Raw genomic sequence first — 15,122 nt, 5'->3', positions numbered from 1 at the left:
TGAAGTGTATCGGGGGATCCACGTGAAGATCGGTGTTTCAATCTTGGCCATGACCTTGGCCAGCGTCGTCGCGAACGCGGCCCAGGCCGAGGATATCGCCGTGCTGACTCCCTATATCAGCTCGGTCGCCACCAACGAGATCGTCGAAACCTTCAAGAAAGACGCCGCCGGCAAGGGCTGGAACGTCAATGTCGTCGATACCCGCGGCGACCTTCAGCAGCTGGCAAGCCGGGTCGAGGACGTCACCAATGCCGGCGTGAAGGCCGTCGTCCTGGTCAGCGTCGATCCCAAGCAGATCGCCGACCAGGTCGCCGCCGCGGCCGCCAAGAAGATCCCCGTCTTCGCCCTCGACGGTGCCCTGGCCCCCGGCGTGACGGCCAGCATCGCCACCGACAATTTCGCCCTCGGCACCATCCTGTCGGACAAGCTGTTCAAGCAGCTGGGCGGCAAGGGCAACATCGTCAAATTCTACTATTCGGCCCATCCCGGCGTGCATCAGCGCGAGCTTGCCCTCGACAAGGCACTCGCCGCCAATCCCGGCATCAAGGTGATCGCCGAGCATTATGTGAAGGTCCCCGGCCCGATCGACGATTCCCGTCTTGCCATGGAAACCTTCATCCGCCAGCACGGCACCAAGATCGACGGGGTCTGGGCTGCCTGGGACGAGCCAGCGATCGGTGCCCTCCTCGCCCAGCAGAGCGATGCGCCCGATTCCAGGATGGTGATCGCCGGCATCGACGGCAATCCGCAGGCGGTGGACCTGATCAAGCAGTGTACCGACCTGATCGCCACCGTGCGCCAGGACTTTCCGGGGATCGCGCATAGCGCCGTAACCGAAATCGCCAACGTGCTGGAGGGCAAGCCCGTCAGCAAACAGGAAATCCAGGTCGAGGCCAAGATCGTCGACCGGGCGAGCCTGGGCGTGACGTGTCCGCAATGAGCCAACCCTCCGGCCGCGTTGTTCCGCGGCTCGAGATCACCGGCCTGAAGAAACATTTCGGCGGCGCGCATGCGCTCGATGGCGTCGACCTCAAGGTCGCGCCAGGGCGGATCCATGCCTTGCTGGGCGAGAACGGAGCCGGCAAGTCGAGCCTGCTCAAATGCCTGTCGGGCGTATATCAGCCCGATGGCGGTGCAATGCAGCTCGACGGGGTCTCGTATTCTCCTGGCGATCCCCGGGCGGCCGAGGCGGCGGGCCTGCGCTTCGTGCATCAGGAACTCAACCTGGTGCCGGGTTTCACCGCGGCCGAAAACGCCTTTGTCGGCCGGCGCTATCCGCGCCGTTTCGGCCTGATCGACCGGCAAGCCATGCATCGCCGTCTGGCAGCCATCCGCGACCGCCTCGGCATCGCCCTGCCGCTGGACGTGCCGGTGCGCCATCTCTCAGTTGGCCAATGCCAGCTGGTCGAGATCTTGCGGGCCTTGATGGACGAGGCTCGGGTCCTGGTGCTGGACGAACCAACGGCCTCCCTGAGCGAAAGCGAGGCCGACATCCTAAGAAAGGTGGTCGTCACTCTCGCGCAGGCGGGATGCGCCGTGATCTTCGTCTCCCATCGCATGGAGGAGGTGTTCGAGCTCGCCCAGGACTATACGGTCCTGCGCAATGGCCTCACCGTCGGCCAGGGCCTGATCGCCGAAACCACGCCCGACGCCGTCGTGGCTATGATGGCCGGCGATGCCCAGCTCCGCGACGCCCTTCCGCCTCCGGCCAGGCGCGCCGAAAAGCTGCTCGATCTCGACGGCTTTTCCCCCTCTCCCGAGCACGGCTCCCTGCAATTGAGCGCCCATGGCGGCGAAATCATCGGCCTGTACGGCATCGTCGGCAGCGGGCGCTCCAGCCTGCTGAAAGCGCTCTGGGGCGCGATGCCGCGGGCGAGCGGCAGGTTGTCTCTGGCAGGGCGGCCTTTGCCGCCGGCCGGCATCCCCTCGCGGATTCGGGCGAGAGTCGCATTTGCGCCGGAGGACCGCCGCGGCAGCGGCCTGGTGATCAACCACTCCATCCTGGACAATGCCGCCCTCCCCCGCCTTTCCGACGGTCGTGCCGTGGCAGGCCTGCCCTTCCTGTCCTGGCCGGCCTTGCGGCGTAATGCCGGCGCGATGCTCGAGCGGCTTGCCGTGCGTTATGGCCGCCTCACCGACCGCATTGCCACGCTGTCCGGCGGCAACCAGCAAAAGGTGCTGATCGGGCGCTGGTTCAGGCCTGGGTTGCGCCTCTTCCTGCTGGACGAGCCGACGCGGGGTGTCGACGTCCGCTCCAAGGCCGAAATCCACGCGCTTTGCCGCCAGCTCGCGGGCGACGGCACGCTGATCCTGTTTGCCACCAGCGACATCGAGGAGCTGTTCGCCCTGGCCGGGCGCATCGTGGTGATGGCCAAGGGCGAGATCGTACTGGACGCACCGACCGCCGGCCTGACCCGCCAGCAGGTGCTCGCGGCGACCTTTCGCACGGCAAGACCGCATCGGGACTCCCGGAGGACAGCTTGAACTTCACCGCCCGCTACGGCACGCTTCTCGGCCTTTTCGTCATCGTCGGAGTTTTCTCGGCCCTTTCGCCAGGTTCCTTCGCCCAGGCCTCCAATCTGATCAACATCACCCAGCAATCCTCGCTGCTGGCGATCGTGGCCCTGGGCGCAACCTGCGTGATGGTGCTGTCGGAATTCGACCTCTCGGTCGGCGCGGTGGTGTCCTGGGCCGGGATCCTGGCCGTCAGCCTGTTTGCACGAGGCTGGAGCATTCCGGCCACCATTCTCGCCACGCTGGTGTCCTCGGCGGTCGTCGGCTGCGTCAGTGGCTATCTCGTCTCGCGCCTGAGGGTGCCGAGCTTCATCGCCACGCTGGCCATCGGCACGGTGGTCGGCGGCTTCACCTTCTGGATCAGCGACGGCGCCACCCTGTTCGGCAATATTCCACCGGCCTTCCGCGACCTCGGGCGCGGCACGCTGGCAGGCGTGCCGGTACTGACGCTGTGGGCCATCGCGATGACGGCCATCTGCGTCATCTTGCTGGATTTCACCGAACCCGGCCGGCGCATGGCGGCCATTGGCGGCAATCGCGAGGCGGCCCGCCTCACCGGTGTTCCGATCGTGCGCAGCACGGTGCTCGGCTTTGCGATCTGCACCCTGTTCGCCGGGCTTGTCGGCCTCCTGCTGGTGGCGAGGCTGGGCAGTGCCCATCCGACCGGCGGCAACGGCTTTCTATTGCAGGCGTATGCAGCCGCCTTTCTCGGCATGACGGCTTTTCGCGGCGGCGACGCCAACGCCCTCGGCACCCTGTTGGGCGCGGTGATCATCGCCGTGGTGGCGAACGGCCTCACCATCGTCGGCGTGCCCAACTACATGCAGGACATCCTCACCGGTCTGATCATTCTGGCGGCCGTGCTGGTGCGCAATGTCGGGCGGCTGCGAGATTAGAGCGAAGTGCGGTTTGCCTGAGGGACAGACCGCGCCACCGCTCAGGCCTCCGCTTCTGCCTTGAGATGGGGGCTTTCGAAGCCGAGTTTGCGCAAACCTGCCTGGATCTCGGGAATACGCATGAACAGGTTCCAGATCAGGCCGGTGCGATAGTTCTCGATCATCACGATGATCGGGCCCTGGTCGATCGACAGGAAGGTGTCGGCGAACCAGTCCCGCTCCTCGCTGAAGGCATCGACGAAGCCGAAGCGGCCCCAGACCTTGTCGCCATATTTGGCGAGGAAGTGGCGCAGTGCCGCCATGGCTTCCCTGGGCGCATAGGGAAAGCTCGACAAGGCGGCCGTCGGGCTGATCACGCCATTGTCTTCGCTCGGCTGATGGGCGGCATAGCCGTCCGGATCATCGCTCGCCGTCAGCCCCCAGCAATCGGGACCATAGCCCTTATGGCCATGCGGATTGAGCACGCAATGGCGATGATTGATCATCGTATGGGCCACGTTCTGCTGCCAGTAATCGGCGTAGCGGTCCTTCAAACCACGAGGATCGAGACCCAGGAAGGAATAATGCGCCCAGAACAGCGGCCCACCGCGATCAGGGCCCAGCGGCAGTTCGATGTCGTAATAGCTGCGCGGCGCCCCGAAATCCTTGCTGGCCACGAAGCCGCGATGATAGGCGGCGGGATCGATGGGATAGCGCGGCGCCGACACCGCCATCACATAGGCGATCAGGCATTCGTTCCAGCCATGGATGTCATGGTCGAGCACGAAGCCGTTATTGGGGCTCCAATGCCAATAGAGCGCATGGCGTCCCTGCGTATACCAGTTCCATTCGATCTCACCCCACAAACCGGTGATGCGCTTTCGCAGCTTTGTCTCGGCGAGGGAATCGGCGTCGAAATATTCGCGGGCGCAGAGCAGGCCCTGAAACAGGAAGGCGGTTTCGACCAGGTCGCCGCCATCGTCCTTGCGGCTGAAAGGCCAGACCTTGCCGGTCTCGCCATGCATGAAATGCGAATAGGCGCCATGGAAACAAGTGGTCGGCTCGATGACGTCGATGATCCTCGTCAGCCGCTCCAGTCCCTCGGCCCGGCTGATCCAGCCCCGTTCCATCGCCACGATCATGGCCATGATGCCGAAACCCGTCCCGCCGATCGCTACCAGGTCGTTGGGCGTGTCCACCGTGCGGGTGGTACGGTCCCGGGCCATGCCGCTGGCCGGCTCCGCGCCTTCCCAGAAGAAACGGAAGGTCTGGCGTTGCACGGCTTCCAGCAGTTCATCGTCGGGCAGATCGACGAGATCGGCCGCCTTGTAGAGCCGGCCAGCCGGCTCGGTCCTGGTCATGCCCTTGTCCCCCTTCTCCGCCGCGATCTTGTTGTCGCCCTTGGAGAGCTTCTTCTTGCCGGCCTTGTCCTTTGCCATCGTCCCGACTTTCACCCGTGGCAAGCCATGAGGGCTGCCTGATCGATCTTTAGACAAACGCTTCAACAGAAGCGAACACTCATTTGAAAAGTATAATCTTTTTATCCGCCGCCCTTGGATTCGTCCGTATCATCCCGATCCGACTTCTCCGCCGCACGGTCCGCTTGTGTCCGGTCGTTGAGAAGCCGAAGAGTACGCGGAAAGAAGCTGGCCTTGGAACCGGGCCGGCCGATATGGACGATGGTAGACTTGCCAAGATCCTTTTCGAAAAGGCCGAAAACCTTGCCGCGCGTCCCCTCGTCCAGGCCTTCGAGGGCTTCATCGATGACGATCCAGGTCGGCTTCTGCAGAGCGAGACGGGCAAAAGCCACCGTCTGTTGCTCTTCGTCGGCAAGGTCCTTGTCCCAGCGTACATTGCGGTCGAGGTCATCGGCCAGATGGCCAAGTCCCACCGCGGACAGAGCATGTTCGAAATCGGCCCGCTCGAACTTCGCCACCGGCTGCGGATAGGACAGGATCTGTCGCAAGGTGCCCTGGGGCAGATAGGGACGACGCGGCATGAAAGTGACCTGCCCGCCCTTGGGAATGCTGACCTGACCTGAGCCAAAAGGCCAGAGCCCGGCCAGAGTGCGAAAGAGCAGAGTCTTGTTCGCTCCGGCCTCGCTGACGATCAAAACCCGCTCGCCGGGTTGGATCTGGACATGATCTTCGTTGAGCCGGCTGTGCCCGCTCGATGCTTCGATCACCAGATCATCGAGACGGATGCCGTCGTTTTCGGTCTCAGTGAACTTGATATGGCTGGCTTCCGTCTGTTGCGCGTCGATAGTGGTAACGGCGGAGCGGAAATTGGCGACACGCAGCAGCGTCGCCCGCCAATCGGCGATGTTGTTGAAGTTGTCGACCGGCCAACGCAACTGGGCCTGCACGAGATTGAACGCGGCGACCGCGGCCATCAGCCCGCCGAAGGTCAGATTGCCGGCGAGATAGATCGGTGCGGCCACCAGGATCGGTGCCAGATTGGTGAACCAGCCGTAGCCGGCAGTCACCCAGGTCAGCCTCGTGGTGGTGGTGACCAGGCGGCGCATCGCCAGCAGGACCGCACGTAAATCGAGATTGAGCTGGCGTTCTTCGTCTTTCTCACCGTTGTTGAGAGAGATGGCATCAACATGTTCGCTTACCCGAACCAACGAAAAGCGGAACTCGGCTTCGCGGGCATAGCGGTCGGCGTTGAGCCCTACCAAGGAAGCCCCGACGTGCCACGACATCAACGACCCTGTCGCCGAGAACAAGATTGCCGCCCAGACCAAGTAACCCGGTATGGAGAAGGTATAGCCTTGGAACTGGAAGTTAAAGCCATCGGATACGATCCATAGAGCCGGAATGAAGATTGCCAGATAGATCAATGCCGAGAACAGGCCAATAGCCAGATCGGTCGACAATTCCGTAAGATGGCGTGCATCCTCATGCAAACGCTGGTCTGGGTTGACGCCGATCTTACTAGAGTTGGACAAACGGAATGCCCTGCGCGGCAGCATCCATTGACCGATGAGATCTTCGACCAATCCCTGTCTCAATTTCAGCTTGATCATCATGCCGAGCCAAGTCTGGCTGACATTGAGAACCAAAAGGCCACCGGCAATGGCAATGAAGACCAAGATCTGCTGGACGAATTGGGCGATGTCCTTACGCGTTAGCGCATCGTAAAAGGGCTGATTCCAAGCGATCAACAGCCGCTGGAAATAGGCCGAAGTGATGAGCACGGTGAAGACGCCAACCCCCAGCATGAACAACTGGTTGCGATGAGGCGAGGAAACGAAGGCGCGGGCCATCATGTTGAGCTGCAGCAGCAGCCCGCCCATCGACTGCTCGGACTGCCCAGGCTTGTCCGCCTCGTTGCTCGGCGCTTCGGCAGGCTTCCCGCCGGATTGTGCAACCATGAATCACTCTCCGCCTCGACTATAGCCGGTCATCTGGCAGAGTCATCCTCAAGGGTAAGCGAGTAACGCGTACGACAATCGAGTTCATGCGTGAATTAGCGCGTTTATGCGTCTTTTTGCATTTTCATACTTGCATTGCCTCGACTTAAGCGACATAAGCTGCCCGTTCATCGGATCCCGCGTGCCATGGAAACCTCAACTCTTCTCGATGCCAGCCTCATCCCTGCCGAGCGGCAGCGCCTGCTGCTGCAGCGCATCGAACAGGATGGCCGCATCGCTTCGGTCCAGGCGGCGCTGGATTTCGCCGTGTCGGAGGACACCATCCGCCGCGACCTCAAGGAACTCGCCGACGCTGGCCTAATCGAGCGCGTGCACGGCGGCGCCCTGCGCAAGTCCCGCGCTTCACACCGATTTGATCGACGCCTGATCAGCAACGAGGCGCAGAAGAAGCAATTGGCGGCCTATGCCCTGCGTTTCGTCGAGGCGGGGATGGTCGTCCTGCTCGACCAGAGCACCAGCAATCTGATGCTGGCCCGCCAGCTTCCGGTCGAGGCCGGCCTCACCGTTATCACCCCCTCGCCCGACATTGCCGTCGCCGCGCTCGATCGCGGCATCGGCAAGCTGGTGCTGATCGGCGGGCAGGTCGATCCCCAGTCGCGCAGCGCCAGCGGTGCCGGAGCGCTGGAGCAGATCGCCTATCTCAAGCCCGACCTGTGCTTCCTGGGCGCCTGCGCCGTCGACCCGATCGAGGGCGTGACAGTGGTCGATCATGACGACGCCCACCTCAAGCGCGCCATGGTCGCGGCCTCCCGTTCGACGATGGCCTTGGTCACCGCCGAGAAGCTCGACACATGCTCGGCCTATCAGGTCATGCCCTTCGCTCGCCTCGACCGCATGGTCACCGAGAATGCGAGCTCGAACACCATCCTGCAGCGCTACAGCGGAAGTGGCGTGGAGATCCATCTTGTCTAAAACGTCCCCCTATCGGCCCGGCTGGCGGGTCTGGCATCCAACAGCGTCGACCTTCTACGTCAATGGCGCTCTCTACGGTGTCTGGGCCACGCAGATCCCTCTCGCCAAGGAGCGGCTGGGGCTCGATCCCATCGTGCTGAGCGTCATCCTGCTGATGCTCGGCGCCGGGGCCGTGCTCGCCATGGCCGGCAGCGGCTGGATCATTCAGCGCCTCGGTACCGCGGCTCTCATTCGGCTGAGCGGCGTGATTTTCCTGGCCCTGCTGCCCGCCATCCCCCTTATGCCGGACGTCTGGCTGCTCTCCGCCGTCGTTTTCCTGTTCGGCGCCAGCGGCGGCTGCATGGATGTGGCGATGAATGCCGATGCCGCCAGGATCGAGAAGCAGGTTGGGAGGCCCTATATGTCTTCGTTCCACGGCATGTGGAGCCTGGGCGGATTGACCGGGGCCGGTATCGCCACCCTCATGCTCCGCTGGACCGACGGCGCTACCCAGGCGCTCATCGTGACGGTGGTGCTGGCCGTTATCTTTGCCTGGGGGCAGAGAGGCCTCGCTCCCGGCAAGGTCGCGGCAACGGCCGACGCCGGCACCGGCAAATCGCCCTCCCTGCGCCCGGCCTTTCTCGCCGTCGTGGTCGGCCTGATGGCCGCGCTCGCCTTCAGCGGAGAGGGCGTCGTGCTGGATTGGGCCGCCGTCTTCCTGCGCGAACAATTGGGAGCCGGCCAGGAATTGGCGAATGTCGGCTATGCCGCCTTCGCCGGGGCAATGGCAACCGTGCGTTTCCTGGGTGACCCTATCCGACGTCACGTCGATGGCGTTCATCTGGTTCGAGGCGGCTGCCTGCTCGCCTTGATCGGGCTCCTGATGGGACCGCTTTCGGGCAATGTCTATGTCGCCATCCTCGGCTATGGCTTGACCGGCATCGGCTTTGCCAATGTGGTGCCGGTCCTGTTCAGCACCGCCGGGGCCATGCCGCGCCCGGAAGTGCAGATCGCAACGATATCGACCATGGGCTATGCTGGCTTGCTGGTCGCCCCGCCTCTGCTCGGAACCGTCGCCCATGTGTCGTCGCTCGCCGGCATCTTCTACGTGGCGGCGGTGTTCACCGTGATCATTGCACTGCTGGCGCCCGTCTGCGCTCCTCGCGGCAACTCCGGGTGCCCGGCTATAGAAGTGGGCTGACCAGCCGCGCGAGATTCTCGGCGACCTTGCGGATCCAGGGGCGCCGGCGCCATCTGTCCAGGTCCATCCTATCGCTGTTGGCGATGTAGTCATCCTGCATGCGTCGCAATTGCAACGTGACCTCGCGGTCATAGATGACGACCGTGACCTCCGAGTTCAGCACGAAGGAGCGCATATCCATGTTGCTCGAGCCGATCAAAGCGACGTCGGTATCCACTGAGACGTTCTTGGCGTGCAGGAACTTGTCGCGGAAAAGATGAATGCTCACCCCGGCAGCCAGCAATCCGCCATAATAGGACTGCTGGGCGAAACGCACGAGCCGGTGGTCCGAAACCTTGGGGACGACCAGATGCACGGCGACGCCGCGCAGCACGGCAATCTGCATCGCTTTGTGAACGGCCTCGCTGGGAATGAAATAGGGCGTGACGATCACCACGCGCTGCAAGGCCGAATGAATGGCCGTAACGATCAGGCTCTCGATACCCCCGACCCGGTAATCCGGCCCGCTCGGCAGGACCTGCATCGCGAGGGTACCGCAGGCCGGCGTCGGCGACATCACGCTGTCGAGCGGCAGCGCTTCCTCCGTCTCCAGGAACCAGTCGGCGATGAAGACGGCCTGCAACTCCAGCACCACCGGCCCTTCCATACGCAGCATCAGTTCCTGGTTCGAGATGTCGAGCACCGTGCGGGCCGCAATGATGTTCTGGGAGCCGGCATAGCCCACCCGCCCATCCATCACGGCAATCTTGCGATGATTGCGCAGGTCCGCCCGCGCAGACTTGCGCCGAAAGAAGCTAACCGGAAGGATGAGCCGTGCCTCCACGCCATATTCGACGAGCGTCGTCAGCACTCTGCGCGCCCATGGCCGAGAACCGATGGAGTCGATGAGCACGCGGCATTTCACACCGCGCATCTGGGCACGGCCGAGAGCCTGCATCACCTCTTGCCCCACCTCGTCGTCAGCGAAGATGTAGAACAGCAGATGGACATGATGCTGGGCGGCGTCGATATCGGAAATCAGCCGATCGATCATTCGCGAATAGTCGCCGAGGAAGTCCACCCTCGCCCCATCCACGACCGGCAGCTTCCCCACTCTTTCGATCAGCACCGCAGCGCGCGTGAAGCGCCGGGGCAGCCGCTCGCGCGCGACCTCGGTCAGTTCGCGGATCTTATCAGCGGACAGGTTCAAGATATCCGGAAGGCGCTCGAAACGCTTGCGCCGCCAGCGCGGGTAGGTGGCGCGCCCGATCAGGAGGTAGAGCAGCAGGGCCGGCCAGGGCAGGAACATCACCAGCAGCAGCCAGCTTCGTGCCGCGTCCGAGTTGCGCCGGAACGGCACCACGACGATCATGACGAGGCGTACGGCCCATTCCGAATAGAAATAGGCCCACGCCAATACGCTCAAACCTGGCAAGGTCAGATCGGAGAACGACAAGCTGGGCCTTTCCATGAAAAAAACCCACGCAGCGGACTGCGTGGGTGTGACTTGCGTCAGATGGCGATCCTCAACGCGTTTTTCGATCTGACGAAATCGTCAAGCATCGCAAAGACGCATCCAAGCGAGGAGCTAGAGCAAGATACGTTCTCGTGAAAACGTGCTTCGCTCTAAAGGATCTCACCCCTTACGGGCACTGCACGCGGCGATACCGCACGTTGCCGTAATAATCATAGTAACGACGGGTGCAAGCACGCGGCGTGGTTTCGGCACCGACGATGGCACCGGCAGCACCGCCGAGCACGCCGCCGACGATGGCGCCGCCAGCCGAACGGGTGGCCAGGCCGCCGATCAGCGCACCGCCGCCGGCACCGATGGCAGCGCCACCGAGCGCGCGGTCACCGCGCGAATATTCCGAGCAGCCCGCGAGCAAAAGCCCTGCAGCTGCAACGATCAAAAGCTTCTTCATGGGAGATCCTCCGTGGATGCCGATCCGTATCGATCATATACAGATACAACCGAGAGCAAAGCCCGATTCTTACATCATGCACACCATGAACCGGAGATGAATGACTAGGTAAGGACAGCTCGTGCTTCAGATGCCATCGCTTTCTGGCAAAGCCGGAGCATTTCACTACCGACTCAACCGAAATGACGCATGTCACCGACATACAAACTTCTACGGCGAAGACAAGTTCCCTTCCGTGTACCGGTGCCTTTCGAGGGAGCGGAAAGCACCCTCGAACGACACTTCTCTCGCAGCTGCGAAAAGGCCGCTTGCACCAGCGCTTCATGACGATTAAGCGGGAATGTCCGGAAATCTAGATAGTTTGGAGCGATAAGCGATGGAAGCGCTCTTCATCGGCCATGCCTATATCGACGTGACCTTCGTTGCGGATGACATGCCGCGCGGCGATGAAAAGTCGGTTGCCAAGGACTATGCTGTCGCGTTCGGCGGCAACGCTACGACTGCTGCTTTCTGCTGCGCCAAGCTTGGCGTGATCCCCGACCTGATCACCACCAATTCGAACGACTGGCTCGGCCGCATGTTCATGGACATGGCGGCGAAATACGGCATCTCCGTCCACCCCCGTAAGGTCAAGCGTTCCTCGCTCTCCTTCATCATGCCCAAGGATGGCAAGCGCGCCATCGTGCGTGCGCGCGACGACGACTACCTGCATCCCTATCCGCATCTCAATCTCGGCAATTGCCGCGCTTTGCACCTCGACGGCCATCTGGCCGATGCCGCGCTCTACTATGCCAAGGAATTCCGCAAGCTCGGGCGCCTGGTTTCGCTCGATGGCGGCGGCCTGCGCTCCAACACCGACGAATTGCTCAATTATGTCGATGTCGCCGTGGTGGCCGAGCGCCTGTGCGAGCAGATGAACCTGACCGAGACCGAGATGCTCGATTATCTCAAGGGCAAGGGCTGCAAGATCGCCGGGGTGACCGCCGGCGAGCGCGGCATGCTGTGGTATGACGAGAGCGGCAAGGTCCAGCGCCTGCCGGCCCTCAACGTGCCCAAGGCTTCAGTGGTCGATACCAACGGCGCCGGCGACATCTTCCACGGCGCCTACATGTACTCCTATCTCAGCCGCCCGCTGTCACGCTGGGAGGAGCATTTCCGCTTCGCGCGCGGCGCCTCCACCCACGCGATCCAGTTCCTCGGCAACGAAGCCAAGCTGCCGACCCGGGCGGATGTAGAATCCATCGAAACGCGGTTCCAGCCCGTCGCCGCTTCCTAGAGCCCTATGAGCCGGCGGGCCCGTCGTGGCCCACACCGGACCACCCCGACGAGCCCTTCGCCATGGCCGGCTATGTCGCCCTCCTCTACAGCATCGTGCTGACGCCGCAGCGGCGGGTCGTGATGGAGGAATTGCGCGCGATCGCAACCGCATGCGGCTGCGACCGTCCCCGCACTCTGGCCTCGACCGGCAACCTCGTCTTCGAGACGCCCGAACAGGACATCGCCGCGCTCGAAACCCGGCTGGAAGCCGGCTTCCTGAGCCATTACGGCAAACATGTCGACATCATCGTGCGGAGCGCGGAGGACTGGCGCAGCACAGTTGCCGGCAATCCGTTCCCGGCCGAGGCCGAACGTGACGGCGGCCTCGTCATCGCCCGCCTGATGCGGGTCCCCCTTAGCGACGACACCCTGCTCAGGTTGGAGCGTTATTGCGATAGGGGTGAGCGCCTTGCCCTGGTCGGCGGGGATCTGTGGATTGCCTTCGCCGGGCGCCCGAGCGAAAGCCGCCTTGCCGGCGCCCTTTCAACGAGGCGGCTCGGCGTCGGCACCGCGCGCAACTGGAACACCATACGCGGCCTCGGCCAGATGCTGGCCTGACGCGGGACGCCGGGAGCCATCACGCTCCCGGCGCTCCGGTTTTCTCAGCCCTGTGCGGCTTGCGCCTCAGCCACGGCCACCGCCGTCATGTTGACCACGCCGCGCACGGTCACGGCCCGGTTGAGGATGTGGGCCGGCTTGGCGGCGCCGATCAGGATCGGGCCGACGGGCAAGGCATCTGCCAGCATGCGCGTGAGTTGGAAGGCGATGTTGGCCGCATCGAGGTTGGGCATCACCAGCACATTCGCCTCGCCCCGCAGCCGCGAGGAACTCAGCTTGAGGTCGCGCAGGCTTTCGGACAGGGCGGTATCCGCCTGCATCTCGCCGTCGGCCTCCAGATCGGGACGCTGTTCGACCAGGAGTTCCAGGGCCCTGCGCATCTTGCGGGCCGCATCGGTGTCGTAGGAACCGAAATCGGAATGCGACAGCAGGGCGATCTTCGGGTCGATGCCGAAGCGGCGGACATGCTCGGCCGCCAGGATCGCCATTTCGGCGATCTCTTCCGCGCAAGGGTCGGGCTTGACCTGGGTATCGCAGATGAAGAAGGCGCCCTTGGCGGTCAGGACCAGGGACAAAGCCGAATAATCGCGCACCCCCGGCGCCAGGCCGATGATCTGCCGGACATAGCGCAGATGGCGCATATAGGCCCCTTCCAGACCGCAGATCATCGCATCGGCATCGCCGCGATGCAGGGCCAGGGCGGCGATCACCGAGGTATTCGAACGCACGATGGTGCGTGCCGTGTCCTGGGTGACGCCGCCGCGCCCGGCCAGGTGATGATAGAGCGACCAGTAGTCCTTGTAGCGGGGATCGTCCGCCGGATCGATCACCTCGAAATCATGCCCTGGCTTGATCGTCAGGCCGAAGCGCTGGATGCGGGTCTCGATCACGGAGGGGCGCCCGATCAGGATCGGGCGGGCCAACCCTTCTTCCAGCACCACCTGGGCGGCGCGCAGGACGCGCTCGTCCTCGCCTTCGGCATAGACCACGCGCTTGGGATCGGCCTTGGCGGCGGCGAAGAGCGGCTTCATCACGAAGCCGGAGCGGAAGACAAAACGCGTCAGGCTTTCGGCATAGGCTTCCAGGTCGGTGATCGGACGGGTCGCGACGCCGGTTTCCTGGGCGGCCCGCGCCACGGCAGGAGCGATGCGCAGGATCAGGCGCGGATCGAAGGGCGAAGGAATAAGGGAATCGGCGCCGAAGCGACGGCTTTCGCCGCCATAGGCACGGGCGACCACATCCGAGGGCGTCTCGCGGGCAAGGGCGGCGATCGCCTCGACGGCCGCGTGCTTCATCTCCTCATTGATGGTGGTAGCCCCGCAATCCAGGGCACCGCGGAAGATGTAGGGAAAGCACAGGACGTTGTTGACCTGGTTCGGGAAGTCCGAACGGCCGGTGCAGATCATGGCGTCCGGACGGGTCGCCTTGGCGAGTTCCGGCATGATCTCCGGGAACGGATTGGCAAGCGCCATGATCAGCGGATTATGCGCCATGCGCGCGATCATCTCGGGCTTGAGCACGCCGCCGGCGGAGAGGCCAAGGAAGATATCGGCCCCCTCGATGATGTCGTTGAGGGTGCGCGCTTCGGTCTCCTGTGCATAGACATCTTTCCAGGGATCCATCAGCTCGGTGCGGCCCTTATAGACCACGCCCTTGATGTCGGAGATGAAGATGTTCTCGCGCTTGGCGCCGAGCGAGACGAGAAGGTTGAGGCAGGCGAGCGCCGCTGCGCCGGCGCCCGAAGCCACGATCTTGACCTCGCTGATCGCCTTGCCCGCGAGTTCCAGGCCGTTGCGGACGGCGGCGCCGACGATGATGGCCGTGCCATGCTGATCGTCGTGGAAGACCGGGATCTCCATGCGCTCGCGCAGGAGGCGCTCGACCTCGAAGCATTCGGGCGCCTTGATGTCTTCCAGGTTGATGCCGCCGAAAGTCGGTTCAAGCGCCGCGACCACGGTGACGATCTCCTCGATCGACCTGGAGGCGATCTCGATGTCGAAGACGTCGATGCCGGCGAACTTCTTGAACAGGACGGCCTTGCCTTCCATTACCGGCTTGGAGGCGAGCGGGCCGATATCGCCGAGGCCGAGCACGGCGGTGCCGTTGGAGACCACGGCGACGAGATTGGAGCGGGCCGTCAGATTGGCCGCCTCGAGCGGATCGGCATGGATGGCCTCGCAGGCCGCCGCCACGCCGGGCGAATAGGCCAGGGCAAGGTCACGCTGGTTGCCGAGCGGCTTGGTCGCCTGGATCTCCAGTTTTCCCGGCTTGGGATAGCGGTGGTAGATCAGTGCCCCGGTCCGCAGATCCTCGGACATGGTCGAGGAATTCGTGGGGGCTGTCGAGCCGGCCTGGACATCTGACATTGCGTTTCCCGTCCTGTTGGCTAGGGCAAAGCGCAATCGTCGAAGGCCGCTTTGCTCTAA

At 63.5% G+C, this 15,122-nt stretch carries 12 protein-coding genes; 7 read left to right on the top strand and 5 right to left on the bottom strand.

Features of this window, described 5'->3' with window-relative positions; translation table 11 throughout:
• The first annotated feature begins 49 nt into the window (after nt 1-49).
• The 3 genes from U1R88_RS02100 to U1R88_RS02090 are packed head-to-tail and all read left to right on the top strand — an operon-like array spanning nt 50 to nt 3,410.
• Nucleotides 50-940 (top strand): sugar ABC transporter substrate-binding protein, encoded by an 891-nt coding sequence (locus U1R88_RS02100; RefSeq protein ID WP_068290994.1) that lies wholly within the window; start codon nt 50-52, stop codon nt 938-940.
• Nucleotides 937-2,484: a sugar ABC transporter ATP-binding protein gene (locus U1R88_RS02095; RefSeq protein WP_322429773.1), complete on the top strand. Its 1,548-nt coding sequence runs from the start codon at nt 937-939 to the stop codon at nt 2,482-2,484. Before U1R88_RS02100 ends, U1R88_RS02095 begins: the two co-directional genes overlap by 4 nt.
• Nucleotides 2,481-3,410, top strand: coding sequence for an ABC transporter permease (locus tag U1R88_RS02090; RefSeq protein ID WP_322429772.1), 930 nt, complete (start codon nt 2,481-2,483; stop codon nt 3,408-3,410). The genes U1R88_RS02095 and U1R88_RS02090 overlap by 4 nt, the downstream gene beginning before the upstream one ends.
• Nucleotides 3,411-3,451: 41 nt before the next feature.
• Here the strand turns inward: U1R88_RS02090 and U1R88_RS02085 are convergent, their stop codons facing one another.
• Together U1R88_RS02085 and U1R88_RS02080 are read right to left on the bottom strand one after the other, a co-directional pair.
• Complete coding sequence (locus U1R88_RS02085) at nt 3,452-4,828, bottom strand: glucoamylase family protein (protein WP_322429771.1); 1,377 nt, start codon at nt 4,826-4,828, stop codon at nt 3,452-3,454.
• A gap of 101 nt (nt 4,829-4,929) precedes the next feature.
• Nucleotides 4,930-6,765, bottom strand: coding sequence for an ABC transporter ATP-binding protein/permease (locus U1R88_RS02080; RefSeq protein WP_322429770.1), 1,836 nt, complete (start codon nt 6,763-6,765; stop codon nt 4,930-4,932).
• 186 nt (nt 6,766-6,951) lie between these two features.
• Between U1R88_RS02080 and U1R88_RS02075 the strand changes: the two genes are divergently transcribed.
• Nucleotides 6,952-7,737, top strand: a complete 786-nt coding sequence (locus U1R88_RS02075; protein WP_322429769.1) for a DeoR/GlpR family DNA-binding transcription regulator — start codon at nt 6,952-6,954, stop codon at nt 7,735-7,737.
• Nucleotides 7,730-8,917 (top strand): MFS transporter, encoded by a 1,188-nt coding sequence (locus tag U1R88_RS02070; protein WP_322429768.1) that lies wholly within the window; start codon nt 7,730-7,732, stop codon nt 8,915-8,917. Before U1R88_RS02075 ends, U1R88_RS02070 begins: the two co-directional genes overlap by 8 nt.
• On the opposite strand, the gene cls is transcribed toward U1R88_RS02070, so the two are convergent.
• Complete coding sequence (cls, locus tag U1R88_RS02065) at nt 8,901-10,352, bottom strand: cardiolipin synthase (protein ID WP_322429767.1); 1,452 nt, start codon at nt 10,350-10,352, stop codon at nt 8,901-8,903. The two genes, U1R88_RS02070 and cls, sit on opposite strands and share 17 nt — an antisense overlap.
• Before the next feature lie 187 nt (nt 10,353-10,539).
• Nucleotides 10,540-10,821: a YMGG-like glycine zipper-containing protein gene (locus tag U1R88_RS02060; RefSeq protein WP_105862901.1), complete on the bottom strand. Its 282-nt coding sequence runs from the start codon at nt 10,819-10,821 to the stop codon at nt 10,540-10,542.
• Between the two features lie 376 nt (nt 10,822-11,197).
• Here U1R88_RS02060 and U1R88_RS02055 point away from each other — a divergent pair, with 376 nt between their 5' ends.
• The gene (locus U1R88_RS02055) at nt 11,198-12,097 is read left to right on the top strand and encodes a sugar kinase (RefSeq protein WP_311938077.1); all 900 of its coding nucleotides are present in this window, start codon (nt 11,198-11,200) and stop codon (nt 12,095-12,097) included.
• Between the two features lie 62 nt (nt 12,098-12,159).
• Nucleotides 12,160-12,696 (top strand): DUF1697 domain-containing protein, encoded by a 537-nt coding sequence (locus U1R88_RS02050; protein WP_322429766.1) that lies wholly within the window; start codon nt 12,160-12,162, stop codon nt 12,694-12,696.
• Between the two features lie 44 nt (nt 12,697-12,740).
• Here the strand turns inward: U1R88_RS02050 and U1R88_RS02045 are convergent, their stop codons facing one another.
• Nucleotides 12,741-15,062, bottom strand: coding sequence for an NADP-dependent malic enzyme (locus U1R88_RS02045; RefSeq protein WP_322429765.1), 2,322 nt, complete (start codon nt 15,060-15,062; stop codon nt 12,741-12,743).
• Between the last annotated feature and the right edge of the window lie 60 nt (nt 15,063-15,122).

Origin of the sequence: Labrys sedimenti (genome assembly GCF_034424805.1) — a bacterium.
Classification (GTDB): Bacteria; Pseudomonadota; Alphaproteobacteria; order Rhizobiales; family Labraceae; genus Labrys; species Labrys sedimenti.
Note: the sequence above shows the minus strand (reverse complement) of the source record. Positions and strands in the feature narration are given on the sequence as shown.